Source organism: Nocardia fusca NBRC 14340 (assembly GCF_001618425.1).
Lineage (GTDB): Bacteria > Actinomycetota > Actinomycetes > Mycobacteriales > Mycobacteriaceae > Nocardia > Nocardia fusca.
In genome coordinates this window covers 94,718-117,752 of record NZ_BDCU01000018.1, presented here as the reverse complement: position 1 = coordinate 117,752, position 23,035 = coordinate 94,718, and the positions used below count along the sequence as shown (strand labels likewise).

The following is a 23,035-nucleotide window of genomic DNA, read 5'->3' as shown; positions in this document are numbered from 1 at the left end:
ACGGCTGCCCGCTGCCGCGGTAGGCACGCGGGCGAGTCGGCAGGCGTCCGCTCGCACAGCGAACCCACCGCCTCGAAACGAGCGGCAGGCTCTATCGTTCGGACCTCATCCAGTGCGCTGTCGTAGGCGCCATGCCATCGTCGGCACCGATAGACGGCTTCTCGTCCGGCCACAACGTTTGTGCACTCCTCATAAAACTCTGCCGGGATTATGGCTGCAGAGGCCGTATCCGGACTCGATGCCGCTGGCTAGCCTTGGCCATCAGAGCAATCGACCGGGCCGATACAGTATTCCGCGGCCGCGAAAGAAGGAGTCGGCAGATATCCCGGGCAGCCACGCCAGGAGCGTGTTCCCACATCGCCGGAAGATCAGTAGAAGGATATCCGCACGTCGGTTGGGATGGATATCGCCTCGCCGGACCGGAAGGCGTAGCGCCGAGGCTGGTCGACGCGGACGGCAGAGGTGGCGCAGTGATTACGGGCAGCGCCAAAATGACCATGCGCCGTGACGCTGTCGGTGAAGCGATGAATCCGAAGACCGGGCTGGGGCTGGGAGGTGGGGTTTTGGTGGCGGTCATGGCCGTAGGTCTCATGGCCTCCTCCGAGTCGGGGGGCGGTGACGAGAGCGGAGAAGCCGGTGGCGGGTCCGACGGGGGCCCCGACCGGCACGGCGACGACACAGCGGCTTCGGCCGACCGGGAAAGAAATAGTGATTCGGACGAGCCGAGTAGCTACCTGGAAGGACCGCTCGATACCGGTCTGCCCGGGGACTTCGACACATCGATGGATCCGAACGGCGATCATCTGCCGGGGGATCCCGCGGCGGAATATGCGATTCGCACGCTACGTGAGAACGGGTGGCAGGTCAGGTTCACCGATCCTGGAACGATTACGGGCGACTCGTACATGGACTGGGAGAATACGGACGAAAACGGCCTACGCACCCTGTGGCTGCCCACCGAGCTGATGAACCTTCCACCCGATGAATTGCTCGCGGCTATCGCGAAAGCCATCGACTGAGGCGGGCATCCGCCCATGTCGAGGACGGCGTGCACCACCGCATCAGGACGCAATCATGTCCGTTCGCAGACTTGATAATTGTCGTCTTCGAAAATCCAGATTCCCCGGCGGCCCCGAATTCCCCATACTGGGAATACCCACATCGTCTGCCGCCGACTCGGCTCCGCCGACCGCAGATAGGAAGATCCTCGACCATCTACCATGGCGACCGGGTGGCCGCTTTCCTGCCGCATTACCCGCCGGTGCCGACGGAGAGCAACGATCGCGATCCTGTTACCCGACCGCCTCGAACCGACCGTCGTACCCATGTCCGCCCGGCGACCCGAGGCGGTCCCGGCTCCGCCGGATCCGGAAGTGGTAGGGTGCGGCTCGAAAAGCTGATCGTTGCGGCGGGTGCGCTCTTGATGCGGGACAACCTCTCGATACTCGGTCCGCCGCGGCGGATGAGCGGAGTGCCCCGCGTCGCCGCGGAGACGGTGCCACCGCGGCCGCCGACGGGCTGGGTAGCCCCCAGGGCGCCGACCATCGACGATGGGGCCCCGGTGTGTTGCGAGTCCGGCACTCGACCGGAGCGTGTCGAGATCCCGCCACAACGACCTGAACCGGTCGAGCCCCGCTGGACAGCTCGATATCCCACACTTTCCCCACCGCCCACTGCGCCACATCCCCACCGCCGTCCCGAGCCGAGGTCATTGCCATGAACTTCCTGGCGGCGACGCGGATGGGCGCACCGAACGGCCCGGTGTCCGACCGTGCGCCGTCACCCCGGCGAACCGCGACAAGCCGGGCAACGACGAGGGAGCCGGGCCTACCGAGCCGGCCGTCATCGACCCACTCGCTTCTTCATCCTGTGAAAGGCCCTGCGCGATGACCGTCTCCGCTCTGCCACCGCAGCGAGCGCCCGAACCGACACCGGCTCGTGTTTCCGCACTGGTCGCGGAGATCGGGGCGGGTTTACGTGCCATGCAGTCGGAGATCGCCGAGGCGATGACCCGTCGGATCATCAATGAAATCGATTACAGCCGCGACGATCCGCGTATGGCGGACCTGCGCGCCGCCAGTATCCACGCCAATGTCGTGACCATGATCGATATATTGGGCAACGATATCCCGATCGACGACGTGCAGCCCCCGATGGCGTCGGTCGAGTACGCACGCCGGCTGGCGCAGCGGAAGATTCCGTCCAATTTCCTGGTGCGCGCCTACCATATGGGCCAAGACACCATGATGCGCATCTGCTATGACGAAGTGGCCCGTCGGGAGCTGCCGTCGGCGCTGGGGCTGGCCGTGCTCAAACGGCTGACCGAACTCGTCTACGCGTACACCGACTGGATCGTCGTGTATGTCATCGAAACCTACGAGACCGAACGAATGCAGCAGCTGACCGCGCGCGGAAGTGTGCACTCTTCTACGGTGCACACGCTGCTGTCCGCGTCGACGCCGGATACGGCCGGATTCGAATCCGAGACCGGATACCGGCTCGACCACATACATCTTGCGGCAATCCTGTGGTATACGGGCAATGACGGCAGCAGCGCACTGTCCCTGCTGGATACCGGGGTACGAGCACTGGCGCACACCTTGCGCGCCGACGCCTCGCCGTTGGTGACCGTAATCGACCGGCGCACGCTGTGGGTGTGGTTTCCGTTCGGCCGGAGGCCGGCCGTCGATGCCGCCGCGTTGAGATCGGCAGCCGACCTGACCGACGGAGTGCGGCTGGCCGTCGGGCTGCCCGGCCGGGGACTCGCCGGATTCCGCCGCTCGCAGCAGCAGGCCGCGGCCGCCTACTTCATCGCGACTGTCCCGGGGACACCGTCGGACCACCTGGCGATCGGCTTCGGTGATCCCGGTGTGGCGGTGGTATCGCTACTCGCGAAGGATCTGGACGCGACGCGCGAATGGGTGCGCGAGGTTCTCGGGGCGCTGGCCGATGACACACAACAGGCAGCCGTGCTACGAGAGACCCTGAGCACCTTCTACGAAACCGGAGAAAGTCATTTCCACACCGCCCAGCAAATGACTCTGCACCGCAACACGGTCAAATACCGCATCACCAAAGCCATCGATGCGACCCGCAGCGGCGGGGGCGGGCACGAGAAACTCGATATTGCGGTAGCCCTGCAGATCTGCCGTATTCTCGGGCAGAATGTGCTCCGGCCACCGTCCTGACCGGAAGAGCTGTTTCTTGTGCTCGGATTTCGTCAAGCGGCCGATCCGGATCCCCACCGCGGACCGCCACAGCTGCCTCGACATGCGACAGTGGAGCGCTCACGCGCCGGAAACCACGACAGGACTACTCATGACGACGTCGTAGGTTGTCGATGGTGTGGACGAGCTTCTGCGTTTCGGAGAGCCAGGTGGTGTCGTCGGCAATCAGTGCCTCGCGCAATTCTCCGGCTTTTCGCCAGATACCGTGCTGGTCACCGAGTTGCCGTTGGATCTTCTCGGCCCAGTCGGCGGGTCGAACAAGTCCGGTGTACTCCTGTTCCACGAGCATATCGTCGGTCAGTTCGGAGGGGAATCGGCTGCGCAGAAAACGACCCACACCGCTGGAATCCGGGGCCAGTGCCGGCACTCCCGCGCCGAGCGCCTCGGTGATCACGAGCCCGAAGCTCTCCGCGAACGAGGGCATTATCACCAGATTCGTCTCTCTCATATCCCACAGCACGGCCGCATGGTTGCGGTGATAGGGCTTGACGGTGACCTCATGGCCTGCGGTCGCACTCAGCAGAGTTCGAGTGCTGTCCGCTTTTTCCTCTGGGACGCCGCGCACGGTCAGCGAGACATCGATTCCTTCCGCGCGCAACAGCCGGATCATTCGGGCCGCTTCCCACACTCCCTTACGGGGATCGCTGGCCCGGCCGAATACCAGGACGCGATAGGGGCCCTCAGGGTTATACATGGGGATCAATTCCGTGGCTTGGTTCCCAGTGGAGAATTCATGGTTGCCCCCGCCGGGGATGAATTCATGGACATGGGTGTCGACGCCCGCTTCGGTGGCAAGCCTGCGTCCGTAGTCGGCGAGTACGGGACCGACACCGACAACGAGATCGGCACCGGCTACCGCCTCTCGCTCCTTGCGGATCTTCACCCGCCGTCCGAATGGCCGCTCGGCGGTCACCGCGCCGAACCCGTACCCGTCCGCATGGACGAAATGCACCAGAGCAGCATCCGGGTATCGGTTCTCACGGATGAACCGGCCCGCCGCACCATAGGCATGACCTTGGGAGATGACAGTGTCGATTCCCTCGGGGAGCGTGTCCAGATCGGCGATCAGTTGTTCGTGGCGCGTCTCGGGGCCGATATGTTTGGTATGGCTGGTGCCGGATTGCGGCGCGACGAGCGTGACCCCATCAGGTAACTCGGTACCTGGCAGCGGCACTTGGCCGATACGCGCGAATACCTCGTGCCCGGCTTCGGCCAGCGAAGCCGCCAATTGACGGTTGAACGCGGTGCGTCCGCCGCTGTCGGGGGCATTCCAGTTGTAACTGACCAGCAGGACCCGGTGGCGCCTCGCGCTGCTCGAAGACATGGCGACAGCCGGGCCCATGACGTCCGAGTCCGAATTGTCGGTGGCTGGATCGTGGTGGTCGGTTCGATCGCCGGATCCCTCGGCGTCCCGCCACCCCTGAGGGGAGCCCGCGGCGGCCGGCGGGATTCCATCGCCCACTGCGAGCTGTCCCCGCGTGGTGACCGTTGTCTCGGAGTCCGAACGGCTCGACGGGTGCACGCCGTCGGGGTGTGCGGTGGCGACCGTGGGTGGTTCGGTTATCGGTGGCGGGTTGTTCTTCACCGTCGCGCTGTCGACCGAGACGGAGGGTGGAGTCGTTTCGGTGCTCTTCACCGGCGGGTGATGGTTGTATTCGACGCCCGCTCCGCTATTCGTCGACCAAGGCGTAGTCGGGCGAGAAAGTGGACCTTTGACCTGGTCGTTGCCTGCGGGTGCCGCGGTCGGCAAGGATGGCGCGGCCGCCGAAAGCCCCGCGGAATGTACCGATTCCGTTGTGTGAGGGTGCAGGTCCGGCTTCATCCCGCCCACCGGCCGGGCGTGGGTGGCGGGCGGCAATTCTGCCGGCGCGATGTCCGCTGTGACATTCGACCAAGGCGAACTCGGCCGGCTGTCGGAGTGGTCGCCAGGGCTCGAGGCCCACGGAGGGACCGTGCGTCCGGAATCTGTGGACATGCGACCTGCGCCGTGACCGGTCGGGTCGACGTCCGAATGGATCGGGCCGACCGCCGGCGGTTTTGCGACCGGAAGCTCTCGGTGAGGCTCGGGGCTGCCCGTGGAGACGGCCGTGCCGTCCCGGTTCGGCCGCGTACCAGCCGGATCCGCGGCACCGGCCGGTGGTGCGGCAGGTACGTTGTCTCCGCGTGCGGGACCGAACAGCGTGGTCGCGTCACCGATGCCGGTGATGTGCGGCGCCGAGTGTGTACCGAGGCCGCCTCCCGGGGACGGAACAGGTGCGGGGGCCGCCAGGTGGCCGACAGTGTGCACACCCCCGGACAGAAGTCCCTCGAGCGCGCCGTTGAGCGCACCCGAGTACAGATCCTGGCCGTCGGGCGCGGTGAACTCGCCTGCGTACGCACTGGCCGCGGCAGCGCCCCCCAATGAGCCCGTCACGCCTCCGGCCACCCCTGCCGCACCCCCCGCCACCAGCATCGCCGCCGTATTTCCGGCTCGCGTCCCCTGTGCGTACAGCCGTCTCAGTACCGAGCTCACTGCGGGCGTGTACAGCACCCCCGCGCCCAAGCCGCCGGCTGCGCCTCCGGCAGCGGAGATCATGACCGTCCGCCAATCGATGGCGTCCCGGTCTCCCCGCCCGCGTTGCCACTCCTGCCCGGCCCAGGAAATCCCGCCTCCGAGGACGCCACCGGCCACCACCCCATGGGTGATCAGCGCCGCTCGCGAGGAAGAGAGCCGGATACCCATCTGGATCAGCAACTGAATCAGCTGTGCGTACCACACTTGCCATTTCGCGCGGGCAGCCATCCGTACCCCGGCCGCCGCGGCGAGACCACCGCCGGGCAGGCACGCCGCGGCCAGCAACTCGACGATCAGCGCGGCACCCATCGCCAGCCAGGTGACCTGCCCCAATTCGCCGGCGAGCGCCATCTCCCGACACTGCTTGGACAGGCTGTCGCACACCTTGGCCTGCCGCCGCTTGTCCTCGGCCGATCCCGCCAACACCTTGCGGGCGTGTGTGGCGGAGTCACCAGTGATGTGGTCCGTAATCGTCGCCGCGATCGTCTCTATCTGCTCCGCCGACGCCAGGCACTCGTCCCTCGCCTGTTGCCATGCCTCGGCGCCCCCTCGCACCGAGTCCACTGCCAGACGTGGATACGGGCCCATGACCTGTTCACAAACCTCCAGCGGGAGGCCATCCGGGATCGCAACCAATCTGTATCACTCCGAGGAGAATCTCAACCAGCATCTGATCGCACTGGATCAGAACATCGTTCGGCCGTCGTTGGCCGGCTCCGGGGCCCCCGGAACGAGCTCGGATAAATCGGGCATACCGCCGGCGAGGTCGGCCAGTGGCGCCACCACGGCGGCGGTCTGCTCCTTCGCCAGCCGGGCGGCCTCACGCGCGGTATCGGTGAGCAGGCCACTCAGTTGTCCGGCAGTACCGCGCATGGCGGCCGGGGTCACGCAGACCTCGAGTACCGCCCCGGCGGAATCCACGGTCACGTGCACCGAGCCGTCGGATGTGGCGGCCTGAACCCGCAGGTCGACCAACTGCCGCTGCACCTCGCCGATCTGTGTCTGCGACTGCTCGTAGGCATCCAGCATTTCGTGCATCCGCGAGCGCATATCCCGAGTGGCCGAACCGAAGTCATCGAAGTGGTTCCGGTCCATATCTACATCCTTTCGAGCCGAATCAGGCACCGGTGCGTCGTCCTGGGAAGACGTACGCCGCCGAGAGTTCCGTGCGATCCGAGTACGAGACATGATCTACTTCCACGCAGAAGAGGTATCCCGAGGTTAATGAGGGCGCACGAATGACGAAATGCCCCGAAAGGCCAGGATTCGGACGGCCTTTAGTGCACTGTGCACACCCGGGTGACCGAGGTGCGGCGAATTGACGACCGGAAGAATCCCGATGTCAGGGTTTCTGCCGCGCGGTGTCCACCAGCAGCCGGTGCAGCGCTAGCGCCGGCGCGCCTGCCCGGTCCGCGCGTAGCTCGACCTCCGTGAATGCTTCCACCAACGCGGCGGCCGGGTCGAAACGCGCGGTGGGGGAACATCCACTGAGCCGGTCGCGCCAGTGCCGGTAGCCGCCGACTATCCGGCCGAGCGGATCGCTCGCATGTTCCGGGCCGGCGATGCGCAGGTATTCGGCGATCAGTGTGCGCCGAGTCAGCCGGTGTGCCGCGTAGTCCCCCTCGGCGGCCAACGCGCGGCCGAGTTCCCGGAGCAGGTTCGCGTAGACCGGGCGCCCTGTGGAACCGGGTGCCGGTCGACGGCCGCCGCCGAGATGGATGCGGCCCGGGTGGCAGGGTCGGTGGTCGCGGCCCGGTCGAGCACGATATGCGCCGCTCGGGTTTCCGGTTGATCGGCTCCGGAGACGACCGGCCGTTCCAGGCGGGCGGGCAGCGCATCGTCCAGGTCGGCGATTTCCAGCCCCCGCAGGTCGATGGTGTGATGTCGTTCCAGCACCTGGGCGAGGGCTGCGCAGAGCGGGCAGCCACCGCGGGTACTCGAAGCGATGGCCGGGTCTACCGGGACTACGGCTTCGACGTCACCCTCGGTGACGCGTCCGCGCGCAGCGTCGAGAAACTGCGCGAATCCGGTTTCGACGCCAGAAAGATAAATATGATCACCGACGATTTCGGCGGCCCCTGGGATGGAATATCCATCAACGGGGGTGTACCGCACCTCTCCGACGACGAGCTCGATAAGGTGGTCGAGAAGGCCGCCGCATCACTATCCGATGGCGGCATACTCGCTTATAATTTCGAGCTCGCCGATGCCGCCGAGCTCATCGGCCATCAAAGAATCCTCAACAAAGGGGCGGAGAGGACTACTACTTGAGATCGGCAGAGGCACTCGAGCCGTGGGAGTTGAGTCACGGCCTGTTTCCCTTGATGGCGCCCGCGGGATATTCCAGCGGAGAAATCCATCGGTGGGCATCGAAAGTACTGGTCAAGTTGCAGCTATAGCTGTGCGAATGTCCACCGGACCGGCGACCTCCGGATACTACCGGCACAGCCCATGATCGTCAGTACCCGAGCACACCCCCACAGCAGGTTGCCGGGGCCGAGAGAATGACGCCGACCGGTCGTCGTCCCTACGTCGCAAGCCCAAACAACTTGGGCTCCGCAAGGACTCGCAGCCCGTCGATCTCGGCCACCAGTGGCGCCCAGCGGGCAGGGTCCTGGCTTGTCTTCGAGGCCACCAGCTCACTCAACCTGGTGACTCGGTCCTCGAATGTCCTGCGTTCTTCTCTTGTCCACTCCCGATTTCTTTCGTCCTCCAACGCCGTCCAAGCCCGCGGCTGGTCATGCCACTGCCCATCGGACATCCGGTGGTTTTCGTAAAGGATTTCGGCGCGGGTGCGAATTCGCAATGAATCCACCGGAACCGGACTTTCCGATTCGACCAGTCGGACCAATTCCGAAGAGCCGAGATACAGCCTGTCGTGAGTCTGCCGGGTGACATAGCGGCCGAATCCATCGGTTTCCCGACCGTTCACAAAACGTTCCAGCCTTGCCAGGTCACTCTGCTCCCTCGGTAGGGCTATTACTTCCATATGTGTCCGAGTGCGGCTTTCCCCTATCCTTTGAATTCGAGCGAGTGTGCCTCGGGGATCCGTATTACCACCCTCTAACAGTACATTATACGGCCGGGGTATCAGAAAATCCTCGAATACATCGCGTAGCTTCTGCGCCGTTGGATACAGATAGTCGTGTGCCGTAAAATCGTCTTCCCGATAAAGGCGCGAATACGCCGGATGGAATTTTTCCAGCTCATCGGCCTGAATTACTGCCGCGCCACCCACGTCGGACAGTCGATCGCGAATACTGTCCACCAGCGTGGATTTTCCGGCACCGGGCTGCCCACCGACCACATACAATACGGGTTCTTCCACCTTTTTCAGCGGACGCATCGGCAGGTCGACAAGGAGCGCCGGCATGATTTCCTCGTCGAAAATCGACTGAATTCGATGACTCCTCAGCTCGAATTCTTCGGCAGCCTCGTTCGAATTCTCGGCCGACCGACGCGACGCTCCCGATGCGGCGCGGGCGCTCAGATCCACGACATCGCACAGCCGCCCGGTGAGCCCCTGCAGTGCACGCGCCGGCCCGCTTGCGCTGGCGAATCCTAACATCGGGTCGGCCATCCGTTCTGCAGGATTCTCATAGCTCTAAATCACTCTAAACGATCAAGGCTTTGCGAGTGACGAAGCCGTCGAATATCTACATGAAATTGTGCGCAGTGCACATTATGAGAACATTTCTTGTATTAATTGCACAACATTGCGATGATGCGCAGACAGTCCCCAGGGAAGGCGAACTCCACGGCTCCAGCTGCAAGGTCAGGCTCCGCCGGCCGCCACTCGAGCAGCGCTACCTCGCGCAGTTCCTGGCCGACGAACGGGAGAGTTCGTCGAGCGTCGCATGGCAAACCTCCACCGGACACCGTCGAAGTCCGGCACCACCGGGCAGTCGGCGAACCAGTCTCCGCCCTCGACGAGCGCACCGAGGCGAACCCCGTCAGCGACAGCCGGAGCTACGGCGCCACTCGAAGCACTGGCTCCACAGAGACATCAGTTGCGATCGAGAGCCCGGGTGTGCTGGTCACGCGCCGTCCCGGATACGGCGCATCTCCTCGATCCGGCGCGCCAGATCCTCCCGCCGGCGCCGGGCATTACTACCGTCGAACTGACCGGCGCAGGCCTCCTTCGCCGCCACCACCAGTTCATCGGAGACGTTCGGGTACGCCCGGGCAATCGCCCACAACGTCGCATCGGTTTCCGAGTCCAAGCCGGTTTCCGAACGAAGCCCACCACATTGCGCACCGAAGCCAGTTCGGCGTCGAAGTTCTGGACGAGTTCCTCACGGGTCGGGTGACCGAGCCGCATCATTCCTCCTCGAATCGATGACTTTCTCCACCGGGTCGGCGAACTTCCCCGCTGGCCGCAGGGGCCGCGTGTGGTTCGGCCGGTTTCTCACCGATGCTCCCCGCGGCAAGCGGGGCGACTCGCGCCGAACCCTCCGGCGCGGGAACACCGAACAGCTCGAACACCGCTCGGTACAGCTCACCGACCGACCCGCCGGGCGACCGCAACACCGCGTCGTCCACAAGTCGCAGACCCGACATCTGCATCCCGCATCCGACGACCGATGTCGTCGTACTCGTACAGCGGAACAGCGAAACGGAATGTCTCGTCCTCCGCCGCGAGCTCGCTCTCCAGCGCGTCCGCATCGACGCGCCCCCCGGCCGTCACGCGGCAGCACCCGGCCGGGATCGAGCCGGGACTTGCGCAGCGCAACCAGCTCACCGGGAATCGCCGCCAACTCCCGCGGTGACAACGGCATCCCCAGCAGCGCCCAGTCCTGGACGGTGAGTCCCCGCCGTATCTGCTCCCGCGGGTCGCGCTCTCGTTCATCCGCGCTGCTCAGGGTGCGTTCGTCAGCGATATCGCGGTCACCGGGATATCGGACGGTGTTCCGCACATCACGGATATCGTTTTTTCCTATCGTCTGCCGGGGGTCGTCGCCGGTGACCCATGTGCGCACCTGACCCAGAGCGTCGACATCCAGCCCGTGCCGTTGTGCTTTCTCGGCCCAGTTCTTCTCGTTCAGCAACGCGGCCACACCGTCGTCCAGCGTGGTCGTCGAGGGATTCCCGGCAAGCTCACCGCTGCGCAGCATGGCGTTGTACACCGCGGCCATCAATTCACGCAGGTTCCCCTCGCGCCGCAGCTCGTCCAATGACACCGAACGCGGCACCATCCCGCCGGCCTTCGTGTTCTCCGGTTGGCGGCTGCTGCGTCTGCGAGATGAGATCGAGCTGGCGCGTGTGCTGTATCACCGGCCGGAGAGCAGGCAGGCCGCGGTCGCGATGCTCGATCGGCTGCGTGAAGTTCTTACCGCGCTGCATCCCGGCGCGGCCCCTGCGGAGATCGATAATGCGTTCTAGCCCGGTTCGCCGGGATCCGGAGGGGCCGGCTCCGTCGTGGCGTCCGGTGTGTTCGCCGACGGTGATCCGGTCGCTTCCGAGATGCCGATGAGCTCGGTGATCTGTTTCCCTGACGACTCATCCGGCGCCGAGATACCGAACCGGTCGAACACCGCTCTGTACAGATCTGCGACCATACTGTCCGAGGCTCGGAAGACCGCCGGATCCACCACCGATGTTCCGACCATCTGCATTCCCCGGACTGTTTCGTAGAGAGAATGGTGCAGCGGTAGCAGGAGGGCGAGAATCGCTCCTGCGAAGTCCTGCTTCGGAACACTGTGCGGCATAATCCAGTTGAATCGAGACGCGATCCTCGCCGCAGTTCCCGAAACCCCGGACCCGGCGGGAACCCCACGCTCCACTGCGGTCCGGCGGAACCACTCACCGTGCTTGTCGAACTCGAACCGTACCGCACCCGGCGACCATGGCAGCGGAACAGCAAACCGGTGCGGATCGAGTCGCAATGCGGTGGCGGCGTCGACTGTTCCTTCCTCGTGGTATACCAAAATGCCGTCCACGACAGCGTGCCCCGACTCATCTCGCACCCGGCGGCCGCGTTCGTCGTACCGGTAGAGCGGAAGGGCATGGCGAAATGCGCGGTCCTCGGCGGCCAGCTGCGTTTCCAGCGCTGTCACATCGACTCGGCCTCGGTTGTCCCGCGGTAGCAGCCCGTGCGGGTCGAGCCGGGTTTTCCGGAGCGCCACCAGCCCGCCGGGGATCGCTTCCAGTTCCCGGATCGACAACGGCATACCGAGCAGGCTCCAGTCCTGAACAGTGAGGCTCCGGCGTCTTTGCTCGAGTGTGTCACGAGGCCCCCTGATCGCCCCGCTGTGGATGATTTCCTCACTGATCGCATGCTGCCCGGGGTCGCTCATGGCATGGCGTACAAAGCGGAGCTCTTGTGCGGCGATCACCGCGCTCGGGTCGCCGCCGGTGATCGATGCGCGCACCCGGGCCAGCGCGTCGACTTTCAGTCCCAGCCGCTCTGCTTGCTCCGCCCAGTCCGGCCGGTTCAGCAACCTCGCCAGACCGTCGTCCAAGGTGGTGCCCGACGGGTGGGGAATATCCCGGTTTCGCCACATCGCGTTCTGCACCGCGGCCATCAGTTCGCGCAGGTTGCCGTCGCGCCGCAACTCGTCCAACGGCACAGAGCGCAAAACCATGCCTCCCGAAATCGTTTCCTCGGGCGTGTAGAAGGCATTGTCGATCTGCTCGCGAGTCGCTTGCGGATGTAGGCCGGAAAGGACCACGCGCAACCGATCGATCACGGCGATTACGGCTTGCCTGGTCTCCGGTCGGTGATAGAGCACTCGCGCCAACTCGGACTCATCCTGTACACGCCGCTGCCGCCACCCTCGCTTGTCGGCCGCCGGGCTTTCCCGGGGTATCGGGGCGCCCGCTTCACCTTCCCGACGGGCCACGGGCGGCTCGTCGATATCCCTCGTCCCCCGCACGCGAGGCGGTGCCTGCCCGGAGACCGGATCACCGTCATCACGCTCCCCCGCCGGGTTCGCCGGTCCGGCAGGAGCGGCGCCCGGTCTCCGAGCATTCGAGTCATCCGGTAGGACCATCGTTCGCTCGGGCCCGGCGACCGGCTCGGCGTCGACCGCTCCCGGTTCCTCCGGACGCAGAAAACGTACTGCGGTAGACCGACGTCCCCCGGGCTGCCCGGCCGATTCGCCCCAACCGTCGATCCGGGTGAATCCGTGCTGGGCCGCGAGCCGGGATATGGCGGTATCCACTGCTCCGTCGCGGGTGACCAGCGGTGTCGGTGTGCCATCCCCGTGGTGGCCCGGCAGATCATCGGCGATGGCATCGGCCGCGATCGCCTCGACCCGGAATTCGGTGGCCAGATGACCGAGGTTACGCAGGACGTCGCTGAACATATCAACACCCTGTGGGGTGTTGTCCCCGGTCCGGATCTCGGCTCGCACCACCCCGGCCGAATCGATGGTGGCCCGGACGCCGTATCGGTCTCCGCCCCCATAGCGATCGACATAACTATCGAGGCGGCGATACTCCGTTTCGATATCGCTGCGCTCCAGAATCGCGGCCACATCCGGATCTCGGCGGGCCGCGTCCAGCGCTCCGGCGTGCCCGTTCACAAAGGCGGCCACCACGATACGGTCCGGCGTCCCCGGCAGATACGCGACCTGATCGGTGAGCAGCCGCGCACCGGAGCCGGGGGCCGCGCTGTCCCGGATGGTCGTGGTGAGCACATCCCGCGCCAATAGCACCTCGAGGCGGAGCGCAGCACGGGCCCAGAGGGACCGCTGCCACGCCGATCTGGTGATCGCGTTGTCGGCGAGCTCTCGTGCGGAGGTCTTCCCGGTGCGGTCCAGCAGATGCCCGAAGTCATGGGAAATGACGGCGTACAGGGGTCGGATCCGAGCACTGTCCGCGAAATGGTGTAGTTCGGCGTTCGCCTCTACCAGACGCCGTATCTTCCCGGGATCCGCGGCGAACAGCTGATCCAGAACCAGATGCCGAGTGAACCGCACCGCGCCGTCCGCCGCAGTCACCGGACGATACTGCACTTCGGCCGGGACCAGCTCGGGCTTCCCGTCGTCGATCGGCCCGATCTCGATGGAGTCCAACACAACGTGTGGTGCTCCGGCGAAATTGTCCACCACCACGCGGGCATATTCTCGCGCGACCTCCGGATCCACCGAATCCGGATCGAAACCGAGCACCGGAATATCCGACCCGGTGGTTTCGAGCAACTGCCTGCGCAACTCGACGGCCACACCCTCCGGATCCAACGAAGTCCAGTCGTCACTGCCCGGTACTCCGAGCAATCCCGCACTGCTACCTACATCCGGCAGCAGCCGTGATCCATCCGGGGTCACGGCGGCGGGGCCGGCGTGATCGCCGTCGGTGGAGCTCCCGAATCCGGTGAGCACGGCCGGGTACGGGATCGGTCCGGGTGGGTGCCCGGGACCGGCGAGGTGGGGCGGCGTGGTGATCGGGGTGTCGATGGCCTGGTGTGGCGGGTTGTCCGGTGTGCTGGTGAGGTTGTGTGGAGCCGAGGGGTGGCCGGTACGGGCCGGAGTGTTGCGGATGGTGCCGGGTGGGAGGTGTGGCGAGGGAGCGCCGGTAGGTGTGGCTGTCGCGGTCGGGGGGTGGGTGACGGTGCTCGTGGGGGGTGCGGAGGGTCCCGGTTCCAGGGGCAGGTTGCGCTGGGCTTGCCAGGGCGAGGGAGTGTGTTCTGGCGTGGGAAGCCGTGGTGGGGTGGAGTATTCGGTGGTGCGCGTCCACGGAATGTTCGGTTGCGGTTCAGGACGGTTGTGGGCACCAGAGGAAAACGGTGTGGCCGAGGTTTCGACGGGTGGATCGGGTGGGGTGGATGCGGTGGAGCGTTCCGTGGCGGCGGCATTGCCGGTGGTGTGGGTTGCCCAGTCGGTGACAAGGGCCGTTGGGGTGGTAGCCGGGCCGTGGGATGCCGGGACCGCGGTGATGGCGGATGCGTCGTCTTCGTCGGCGGCGGGGCCGGTCGAGCACCGGGGGACGGTGTCCGAGTGGTCCGCCGGGGCACCGTGTGTGATGGGGCCGGGCTGTGAGTCGATACCCGTATAGGCGGTGGTGCCGGCTACTGCCGGGACGCCCGGGGCAGTGAGATCGGGACTCGGATTCGATGCCGATCTGTCGCTGGGTGGAAGATGCTCGGTCGATGCTGCGGCGGGATCGGGATCGGGATCGGTCGCGGTTCCTGCTGCCTCGACGACCGAATTCGCACCAGGTTTCACCGAACTCACCGGGGCGGCCGGCGGCCTGTCGCCGGGACGGGACGAGGGGTGTGCAGAGCCGGCCGCGGTGATACCGGGTAGGTCGGCACGACCGGACGGACCCGATGCGCGCGCGTTCATGTCCCGGGCGAAGATCGCCGCCAGGTCACTCGGTTTCGGAGACCGGGCAGGGCGGCCGAACAGCCCGGCCGGTGGAGGCGGTGGGGTAGCCGAATGGCCGAGAGTGTGGACACCCCCGGAAAGCAAACCCTCCAAAGCGCCGCTGACCGCGCCCAGATAGAACTCCGACCCATCGGGCATCGCGAGGTCCCCACTGTACGCACTCGCGGCCACCGCGCCCCCCAACGTGCCCGTCGCACCGCCGGCCACCCCGGCCGCACCACCGGCCAACAGCATCGCCACGGCGTTCGCTCCCCGTGTCCCTGCCGCCTGCAACCGCGCCAACGCCCCCGCCACCGGCCGCGTGTACAGCACTCCCGCACCCACACCGCCGGCCGCTCCCCCGGCACCGGACACCGTCACCGTTTCCCAGTCGATCGTGTCCCGATCCCCTCGGTGCTGCTGCCAGACCTGCCCGCCCCAGGTGACGCCACCGGCGAATACTCCACCCACCACGATCCCCTGGCCGACCAACGCCGCGCGCGATGCCGACAACCGGGCACACAGCGCGATCACCGACTCGATCAACTGCGCCCACGCCAGTTGCCATCCTTTCCGCGCAGCCGCCCGCGCCCCGGCTGCCGCAGCCATCCCGCCCACCGGCATCGCCAGCGACGCCAGCAACTCCACCACCAGCGCCGAACCCATGACGATCCACGTGAACTGCCCCAGCTCGATGGCATTGGCCGTCTCGCGGCACTCCACCACCTTGCTCGCGCAGAACACAGCCAGATCCCGTTTCCGGTCCGCCGACCCGTCCAGGACCCGCTGCGCCTCGACGGCTGCGTCACCGGATAAACACCCCGGCACGGACGATGCCACGCCCGCGAGCTCCTCGGCCTCCGAACGACACCTTCGTGCCGCCCGCTCCCAGGCATCGCCCCCCGCTCGCAACGCCTCCGGATTGCCTCGCGGAAACGGACCCAGTACCGCTTCACACACCCCCAGCGGAAAGCCCTCCGGCAGCGCGACCAACCGACTCACCTCGAACATGACCATCAACGCGACAACAGACTCGACACCGGCAGAGCACAAGGTCTCACACCTCGTCCCGGGCGCCCATCACTGAGAACCCCCACCGGGCTGCTACGCGGAGGGTGGCATGGTGACCTCATCGGTCAGCAGCTTCCAGTGCCCGGGCAGGGGTCGGTGGCCGCCGATCCGGGTGCTGACCGCGGGTGAGGGACGCGCGAAGTGCCGGGGAATTCGAACGCCTCGGTCCCCTCCTCGAAGTCCTGGTCGCGATCTGTTCCGACAAGGCGTGGCGGTGAAGATCCCGTACAGCATGGCCACCGGCGAGCACACCGCGCAGCCTGATCCTGGACCCGGCACACGCAGGTCAGGGCAGACCGAAGGCCAACAGGACATTGCCCGGCATACCGGTGGTGATCTGCCGGCCGTAACCGGAATTGGTGAACAGCATGCCGTTCGCGACGACGGCGCCATGGCCGTTGATACCGCCGCCGACGCCCGGCACCCCGTTCACGGTGTGGAAGTGCCGTGCCGTGTTGTATTCCCAGAGGATGGCACCGGTCTCGGCGGAGAAAACGCGCATCTTGCCGTCCAGACTGCCCTCGTAGACCAGGCCGGGTGTCGACGAGACGGCGTTCGGCATGGCGAGCTGGCACAGCGGGAGCATCGGTATCGGCGGTGGATCGAACAGGCAACCGTGGGCGGGGTTCGGCGTGCTCCAGATGACCTCGCCGGTCGCCGGGTGCAACGCGAAAAGTGTGCCCGGCGTGCCCTGATAAGTGGCAACATACAGGCGGTGGCCGTCATAGCTGGCACCCCATTGGATGCCTTGCAGTGACTCCGAGCCCGGGATGGGCAGCACCGGCACCGGCGTGTTCAACCTGGTCTGCCAGACGATCTCGCCGGTGACGGCGTCGAGCAGGTGGTAGACACCGCTCTTCTGGCCCGCGCCGACGACCAAGCGGTCACCTATCTCGAAAATGTTCGGCTGCGAACCGAAGTCGAAATCGTGACCGGGCTCCGGGCAGTTGCCGCCCGGCGGCGGGTAGGTGCAGCGGCCGTTCCAGGGCGCTTCCCCGGGAGTCATCCGGCGGACCCACCGGACGGTTCCGGTGTCGATGTCCAGCGCGCCGATCGCTTCCGCACCCTCGGGCCGGCCCGTGTAGGGGTTGCCCGCGGTGTAGTACAGCGTGCGCGATTCCGGGTGGATCGTGGGTGACGACCACACCGGCGCACCGCTGGGGGCAAACGGCGGCGACCCACTGGGGGTCGGCTCCGGTGGCGGGATCGTGTAGTGCTGCCATTGCACGTTACCGGTCGCGGCGTCGAGCGCCACAACACTTCCCCGGAAGGTGCAACACGGGTACAGGTCGCTGGTGGCGGTACCCAGCTCTTGACTGGACACACCGACATAGACGTGACCGTCGAACACGAGGGGCGAACCGGTGATGATCGCGTAACGATGGTTGTCCAGTTGACGGACCCACCGCTGGGCACCGGTCTGCGCGTCGAGGGCCCACATCCTGGCCGAGTTGTCGCCGAAATAGACCGTTCCATCGACGACCGCGGGCCCGTTGCGCAGCCCGTACGTCGGGAGATTTCCGCCGAGGGGCGTCTCGGCTCGGAACGACCACCGGGTCGCACCGGTGGTCGCATCCAGCGCATAGAACGTACCGTTGCGGCCACCGACGTAAACGGTTCCGTCCACGACTGCCGGCTGGCTGGAAGCGGCGATCGAGTCGGGGAACGCGAACGCCCACTTCAGCTGCAACGAGGACACTGTGGTCGGCGTGAGAGCGGTCTCGTGTGGATTGTGCCGGGAACCGGCAAGGTCGAACTGCCACATCGGCCAATCACCATCGGTGCCGACAGGTGGCGCGGCGCTCACGACGCTGGAGTTCGGCAACAGCAGGATCGCCGCGGCAACAAGGATCGGTAACCGCAAAAATGATGCCTTCCGCAGTCCGAACGCCCAAGCCGCGAAGATCATTGCCAAAGTCCCTCCATGCCAGGGTCTTTCCGTTTCGGTGATGGAATCTTCCCACTCCTGAGGCCGGGGATTTTCAGGCCCAGGACGAATTGTCGGAATTGTTATCTGCGTCGGCCCCGGACTCTCCCGACCGAGCGGCAGACCGTTCCGCCCGGCTTCCGCCCATTCGAAACCGCATTGCACGCACCGGTACCAACGGCCGTAACCCGCCTTTCGGGGAGTCCGCTCTACCGGCCGATCATGCCGGGGTCGGCCTCCACAACGATGCGGTAGCCGATACCGGCGGGAACACTACCGGCGATGCGGACGGTGAGTTGTACCCAGCACAGTCGAGGATCCCGTGGGTCCGGCACCAGCTCGGCCCGGGCGCCGACGATGAAGGGGTTCGGATCCCCCGGACCACTCGATATCCACGTATGCGTGACGACCGCCGCCTCGGCATCGAGGTAAGGCAGCGAATCAGGCACGAACACCGATGCCACCCGGGGCTTCGAGGCCGAGACACTGCGGCCGAAGAATATGCCCCCGGTCGGTGGCCGGCCACCGATCCACACCACACCGCTGTACTCGGTGCTCCGCCTGACCTGCCCTGTTCCGGCATCGGTGATCAGGTGGTCGAGCCGGCGTTCGGGGAGCACGGGCGAGGTCATACTGCTATCCCGGCGCTGCGCAGAAGCGCTCGGAGGAAGCTTTGTTCGCGCAAGACGCCCGTCGTCGCGGGCCGTGATCGCCGCGGCGGCGCCTGGGCGGCGGTTCCGTCGAACGGTGTTGCCATCGCGAGGGTCCTTCGGTTCGGTGCGGGTCGTTTCCGAGTGCTCAGCCGCCCGACGGACCGGACCACGGTCGCGCGCTGGCGAGGGCCTTGCTCACGCCGCTCATCTCGTGCAGTTCGATCGCCCGGGTCAGTCGTCCGCCACTGTAATCGTCCGGCAGCGGATCGGGCAGGTCGATTTTCGCGCCGAGCACGCGCTGCACCTGAGCGAGCCCGCTCGCGGTGCTCGTCGCGCCGGCCGCACCACCTATCGCCGCACCGACGGCACCACCGACGGTGCGCCCGGCCACCGTTCCGGCTATCCGGGCGGTGTTGCCACCGATCGCACTGCCGAGCGCGCCACCGAGCGCGGACCCGGCAAGACCACCGGCGACTCCACCGATCACCGAGCGGTGCACACGGTTCGTCTCCTGAAAGATCGTCAGCGGGTCACCGGCGACCACGTAGCTGCGGATGTTCCCGGCGGCGGCATATTCTCTCGCCGCAGGCGGGTCGAGGCCCAGACCACGAATCGTCTGATCGGCCAACCCGGCGCCGTTGAATATCACTGCGGGCGCGCCCGATTTGAGTGCCGCCGCCGTGGCGAGTCCACCTCCGAGCGAATGACCAGTGATCACCAGTTCGTCGCCGAATGCCACGCGCGCCAATTTGCCGAGGCGTCCGGCCAGAACGTATTGACGCGCGGGTAGGCCCATACCCTGGGAGAAATTGGTATGCCAGCTTCGCAGGCTGGTGCGGAAAGTACCCGCGAACGCCAGCACGTGACGACCTCGATCATCCCGGTAGATGACGCTGGTGAGGCCACTGCGCGCATCATTGGTCGCGTTCGGCGGTATTCCCAGATTCTCCAGCTCCGCACTGTCGAGTCGGACGAATCCGTCGATACTGTGGCCGGATCGGGTCGGGAAGTACACATCGTCGGCCAACTTCGCCAAGGACCAATCGGTCCGTTGCGCCCTCGGTGAGCGCATGGTCGCCGCGAAGGTGCCTCCCCTCGCGTGTCGAGATCCGCTGCCGGCACCGCGGCTATCCCGTCCGCCGGGCCCGGAGCGTTGGCTATCCGCCGCGGCCGGCCGACCGGCCCGCTCGATCTCATCGGTCCCGTTCTCGATCGTCCTGGCCATCGAGCGCATCCGCCCGTTGAGGCCCCCGCCGGCCCCGCGCAGCACACTGCTCACTCGACCGGCCAGCTCGACGAACCGTCTCGTCGGTGGTGTCACCGCCGTAGGGCCGTTCCGGGCCGGTCGGTATCGCCCCCGAGCCGGCGGATATCGGCGTGCGGCGTCGGCTTCCCGGCCCGGGGCAGTCGGCAGTGTTCGCGAAAGCCGGTAGCCGAGCGTGCGCTTCCGGGTCCCCGGCTCGCTGTGTGTGGCACCGGTGCGCCGTTGTCAGCTCGTGGGAACGGCGGCGGTCAGTGACCGGATCTGTTCGGGGGAACGGGCTCGAAGCCACCTCACCGCGATCTCGTAACCTCGATCGAACAGTTCGCCCGCATCAGCGCTCGGGGCTCCCAGTGCCGACCCGTAGGGCATTCCGGCGAAGATCGTCGATTCCCGTAGGCGAGGGTCCTGGAAGGGCCGTGGGCGATGTCGGACAGCGGGTAGGCCGGACCCGAGTAACGGGAAAAGCAGGCCGCCTCGGCTGTCGTGCGGCTCCGGGCCGTACAGGTCCAGGATCACCGAGGGGTGCGGTGCGAAAACCTCGTGAGGTACACGGTATTCGCACCCACCGTCGTAGACATCGTCGAGCCCCGCGGCCGCCGGAAGCATCCCCGGTATCCGGGTCGCGGCGACCAGCGCTTCTACCAGCGGCATATCGGTGCGTCCGAGTTTCGGCAGATCCCGCGGCAGCAACAGGTTTCCGAAGCGCGCCGAATAGACCGGAATCAGCAGCGAGGAAGCAGTGGGATCGGTCGGGTCGGACAACCGGAAATCAGCGAACGTCCGGTCACCGGCTATCGCCCGGGCGAGGTCGTGAACCCGCGCATGGGGATAGAGGACCCGGTTTCGCAGCATCGACCCGAAGTTGCGTTTCCCCATGACCATGCTCTCGGGGTGCTCGACGGCGAGCTGTCGCAGCTGTTCACGCCGCATACCCGTCGCGGCCGCGACGGCGCCGATCGCCCCACCGCTCACCCCGAGTGCCAGCGGCTGCCAGCCGGTCTCGGTATCCCGGAACCGCTCGTCGAACGCATCGCGCGCCCCGGCGACCATGCCCACCATCACCGACAGGCTGCGCCCGGCGACTCCGACCAGTATCCGCACCACCGGTGCCGCACCCATCCGTTCGATCCCTTTCGACCACATTCCAGAACACCCAGCCGACCAGCCTCCGGACCCACGGAAACCACGGCGGCCGCCGCCGCGGTGTTCCCCACATCGAGAACCGGCCCGGAACCGGACGTACCGTCCCGCTCGCGGACAAGTGGTCACCTTCACCGGGATACCCCACGCGCCACCGTCGCCGATCCGGTCCACCCACTCATCGCTTCCCTCGACCCCTCGGAGGGTTCGTATCGAAGGAGGTAGCGAGTAGTCCAGGGCAGCGAACAGCACAGCGTGAGAAAAGACTGTGCCGGTCCGAGCCGCGATGTCGTTGGCCTCCGCACCAGGGCATTCCGAGGCTAACGGAAACGCACGGATGCCGATACGTCCCGGAGAGCCACAATTCCAGCCCGCGATTGTGCACTGTGCACACCGGGCTGCCCGAAATGATCCGGATCGATTCGGTAACCGCGGCGGACTCGGCACCCGCCCACGGATCCGCATCGACCGCCTCGCCGGACAGGGCCCGGGCTTGTGCAAATTGCCCAAAGCTCACCGCCGATTATGTCCCTTCGACATATTTTCCGGCGGCGAACCGGTGGTTAACCTACCTATTGCCCTCTCCGTCGAAAGGCTGTCCGCGATGACCGCTTCCGCACCACCACCGCGGCACCGGCCCGAACCGACACCGGCTCTGGTGTCCAGCCTCCGGTGACACGATCTGGGTGTCCATCGGCTGATGAATCTTCCCCCGGAAGAGTTGCCGGCGGCCATTGCGAACGGCATCGATCGATATGGGCGCACGGCACGGTCGGCGCCGTCTCCGCGCGCAGAAGTATCGCGGCCCCGCGCTGTGGACGCAGGACCTATAAAGGCGGTGTGGTAACCGAGTGTTCGACTCTTCGAAACTCACCCGAATGTGTCAGCTGCTCCCGGACACGCTGACGCTGCACCTCGGTCGAGGGGCGGCTGTGCTGGCGAGCGACGCGCGTTCCAGCGCGCGGGGCCTGCACAAGTTGGACAAGGTTGTGCACGAATCGGACGCGAGGGGAAGCCGGACAGAGTTCGGCCCCGGGAACGGCGTCGCAATGCGCAACCGGACTTCGGCCGCACCGGTATTCGATCCGACCCGGCCGGTCGGTATCCACAATATGCCCCCCTTGGGGCGGTTGCGGTTCACCGATCGGCGCCACAACAATGTATTTCTCGTTGCCTACGACAGCAAACCTGTCGGAATCTATAAATGGCGCGCCAACGAGAAGTACACCGAGAACGAAGCGCGTGCATACGAGGCGAATCTCCTGCTGGGGTTGACGGTGGTCCCACCCACCATAGTTTTTACCGGACCGCTGGGGAAAGGATCGTTTCAGGAATATGTCCTGAACCATGGTGGGTCCGATGGCACCAGGAGTGCCGCGGGCCAGGAGATCGGTGCCTTCGACTACATCATGGCCCACGCCGATCGAACATCGGACAACGCCCTGGCGCGGGTGCATCCGCTCGGGAAAATAGCCGCGACCGACAACGAAATCATCATGCAGGAGCGTGTGCCGTTCGAGAACGGGAACATCATCATCTCCGGCTTTGTGGCGGACAACCTGAATCGACCGCTCGACGCGGCGTTGGTCGACACGCTGGAGAGAGTGGACCCGAGAGAGTTCAGTAGGAACCTGCAATCGATGGGGTATTCACGGGACGGCGCCGACTGGTCCGCGGAGCGACTCGCCGAGATACAGTGCGAGAAAATGATCACCGGCGCGGCGTGGGGCGGCCGCCCGATCATCCGCCCCGATGAGCGGCCCACCTACCTGCCGGTGCAGGGCGAATTCTACGACTGATACTGCCACGGGCACCCGGGTTCGGGTAACCAAAATTCCTTGATCACGATGTGGACATCGGGTCGATCCATCTGGTTGCATGTGAATTCGTT

The 23,035-nt window shown here is 66.0% G+C and carries 15 protein-coding genes; 5 read left to right on the top strand and 10 right to left on the bottom strand.

Going from position 1 to position 23,035, the window contains the following annotated elements:
* Positions 1-470: 470 nt before the first annotated feature.
* Both NF4_RS09940 and NF4_RS09935 read left to right on the top strand, forming a co-directional pair.
* The gene (locus tag NF4_RS09940; protein WP_157120134.1) at positions 471-1,019 is read left to right on the top strand and encodes a hypothetical protein; all 549 of its coding nucleotides are present in this window, start codon (positions 471-473) and stop codon (positions 1,017-1,019) included.
* 867 nt (positions 1,020-1,886) lie between these two features.
* Positions 1,887-3,188: a PucR family transcriptional regulator gene (locus NF4_RS09935; RefSeq protein WP_063127007.1), complete on the top strand. Its 1,302-nt coding sequence runs from the start codon at positions 1,887-1,889 to the stop codon at positions 3,186-3,188.
* A 124-nt stretch (positions 3,189-3,312) separates the two neighbouring features.
* On the opposite strand, the gene NF4_RS09930 is transcribed toward NF4_RS09935, so the two are convergent.
* The 3 genes from NF4_RS09930 to NF4_RS09920 all read right to left on the bottom strand — a co-directional run bounded on the left by NF4_RS09930 (position 3,313) and on the right by NF4_RS09920 (position 7,414).
* Positions 3,313-6,345 carry a glycosyltransferase gene (locus tag NF4_RS09930; RefSeq protein ID WP_198165282.1) on the bottom strand — a complete coding sequence of 1,011 codons (3,033 nt, stop codon included), beginning with the start codon at positions 6,343-6,345 and terminating at the stop codon, positions 3,313-3,315.
* A gap of 120 nt (positions 6,346-6,465) precedes the next feature.
* Positions 6,466-6,876 carry a YbaB/EbfC family nucleoid-associated protein gene (locus tag NF4_RS09925; protein ID WP_063127005.1) on the bottom strand — a complete coding sequence of 137 codons (411 nt, stop codon included), beginning with the start codon at positions 6,874-6,876 and terminating at the stop codon, positions 6,466-6,468.
* A 247-nt stretch (positions 6,877-7,123) separates the two neighbouring features.
* On the bottom strand, positions 7,124-7,414 hold the full coding sequence (locus tag NF4_RS09920) for a hypothetical protein (protein ID WP_063127004.1): 291 nt from the start codon (positions 7,412-7,414) through the stop codon (positions 7,124-7,126).
* 134 nt (positions 7,415-7,548) lie between these two features.
* On the opposite strand from NF4_RS09920, the gene NF4_RS09915 reads away from it, so the two are divergent.
* A complete protein-coding gene (locus tag NF4_RS09915; RefSeq protein ID WP_063127003.1) occupies positions 7,549-8,052 on the top strand; it encodes a class I SAM-dependent methyltransferase in 504 nt (167 codons plus the stop codon).
* A 256-nt stretch (positions 8,053-8,308) separates the two neighbouring features.
* On the opposite strand, the gene NF4_RS36410 is transcribed toward NF4_RS09915, so the two are convergent.
* Positions 8,309-9,361, bottom strand: coding sequence for a zeta toxin family protein (locus NF4_RS36410; protein WP_084533008.1), 1,053 nt, complete (start codon positions 9,359-9,361; stop codon positions 8,309-8,311).
* Positions 9,362-9,818: 457 nt separating this feature from the next.
* Positions 9,819-10,004, bottom strand: a complete 186-nt coding sequence (locus NF4_RS09900) for a hypothetical protein (RefSeq protein ID WP_232330389.1) — start codon at positions 10,002-10,004, stop codon at positions 9,819-9,821.
* Positions 10,005-10,851: 847 nt separating this feature from the next.
* Between NF4_RS09900 and NF4_RS09890 the strand changes: the two genes are divergently transcribed.
* A complete protein-coding gene (locus tag NF4_RS09890; protein WP_157120132.1) occupies positions 10,852-11,163 on the top strand; it encodes a hypothetical protein in 312 nt (103 codons plus the stop codon).
* Here the strand turns inward: NF4_RS09890 and NF4_RS09885 are convergent.
* From NF4_RS09885 to NF4_RS09865, 5 genes are all read right to left on the bottom strand, one after another.
* Complete coding sequence (locus tag NF4_RS09885) at positions 11,160-16,100, bottom strand: hypothetical protein (protein WP_157120130.1); 4,941 nt, start codon at positions 16,098-16,100, stop codon at positions 11,160-11,162. The genes NF4_RS09890 and NF4_RS09885 overlap by 4 nt on opposite strands.
* Positions 16,101-16,446: 346 nt before the next feature.
* Positions 16,447-18,069 carry an outer membrane protein assembly factor BamB family protein gene (locus NF4_RS09880; protein WP_063126997.1) on the bottom strand — a complete coding sequence of 541 codons (1,623 nt, stop codon included), beginning with the start codon at positions 18,067-18,069 and terminating at the stop codon, positions 16,447-16,449.
* Positions 18,070-18,296: 227 nt separating this feature from the next.
* Positions 18,297-18,719, bottom strand: coding sequence for a hypothetical protein (locus tag NF4_RS09875; protein ID WP_063126996.1), 423 nt, complete (start codon positions 18,717-18,719; stop codon positions 18,297-18,299).
* A gap of 166 nt (positions 18,720-18,885) precedes the next feature.
* Positions 18,886-19,776, bottom strand: coding sequence for a Tle-like phospholipase domain-containing protein (locus NF4_RS09870; RefSeq protein WP_157120128.1), 891 nt, complete (start codon positions 19,774-19,776; stop codon positions 18,886-18,888).
* Between the two features lie 453 nt (positions 19,777-20,229).
* On the bottom strand, positions 20,230-21,123 hold the full coding sequence (locus NF4_RS09865; protein WP_157120126.1) for a hypothetical protein: 894 nt from the start codon (positions 21,121-21,123) through the stop codon (positions 20,230-20,232).
* A 1,151-nt stretch (positions 21,124-22,274) separates the two neighbouring features.
* Here NF4_RS09865 and NF4_RS09860 point away from each other — a divergent pair.
* A complete protein-coding gene (locus NF4_RS09860; RefSeq protein ID WP_232330388.1) occupies positions 22,275-22,943 on the top strand; it encodes a hypothetical protein in 669 nt (222 codons plus the stop codon).
* The last annotated feature ends 92 nt before the right edge of the window (positions 22,944-23,035 follow it).

Bases quoted from the DNA above. Each gene is read 5' to 3' on its own strand.
- NF4_RS09935 (WP_063127007.1), top strand. From the start codon at position 1,887: ATGACCGTCTCCGCTCTGCCACCGCAGCGAGCGCCCGAACCGACACCG.
- NF4_RS09925 (WP_063127005.1), bottom strand. From the start codon at position 6,876: ATGGACCGGAACCACTTCGATGACTTCGGTTCGGCCACTCGGGATATG.
- NF4_RS09915 (WP_063127003.1), top strand. From the start codon at position 7,549: ATGCGCCGCTCGGGTTTCCGGTTGATCGGCTCCGGAGACGACCGGCCG.
- NF4_RS36410 (WP_084533008.1), bottom strand. From the start codon at position 9,361: ATGGCCGACCCGATGTTAGGATTCGCCAGCGCAAGCGGGCCGGCGCGT.
- NF4_RS09885 (WP_157120130.1), bottom strand. From the start codon at position 16,100: ATGTTCGAGGTGAGTCGGTTGGTCGCGCTGCCGGAGGGCTTTCCGCTG.
- NF4_RS09880 (WP_063126997.1), bottom strand. From the start codon at position 18,069: ATGATCTTCGCGGCTTGGGCGTTCGGACTGCGGAAGGCATCATTTTTG.
- NF4_RS09875 (WP_063126996.1), bottom strand. From the start codon at position 18,719: ATGACCTCGCCCGTGCTCCCCGAACGCCGGCTCGACCACCTGATCACC.
- NF4_RS09865 (WP_157120126.1), bottom strand. From the start codon at position 21,123: ATGGGTGCGGCACCGGTGGTGCGGATACTGGTCGGAGTCGCCGGGCGC.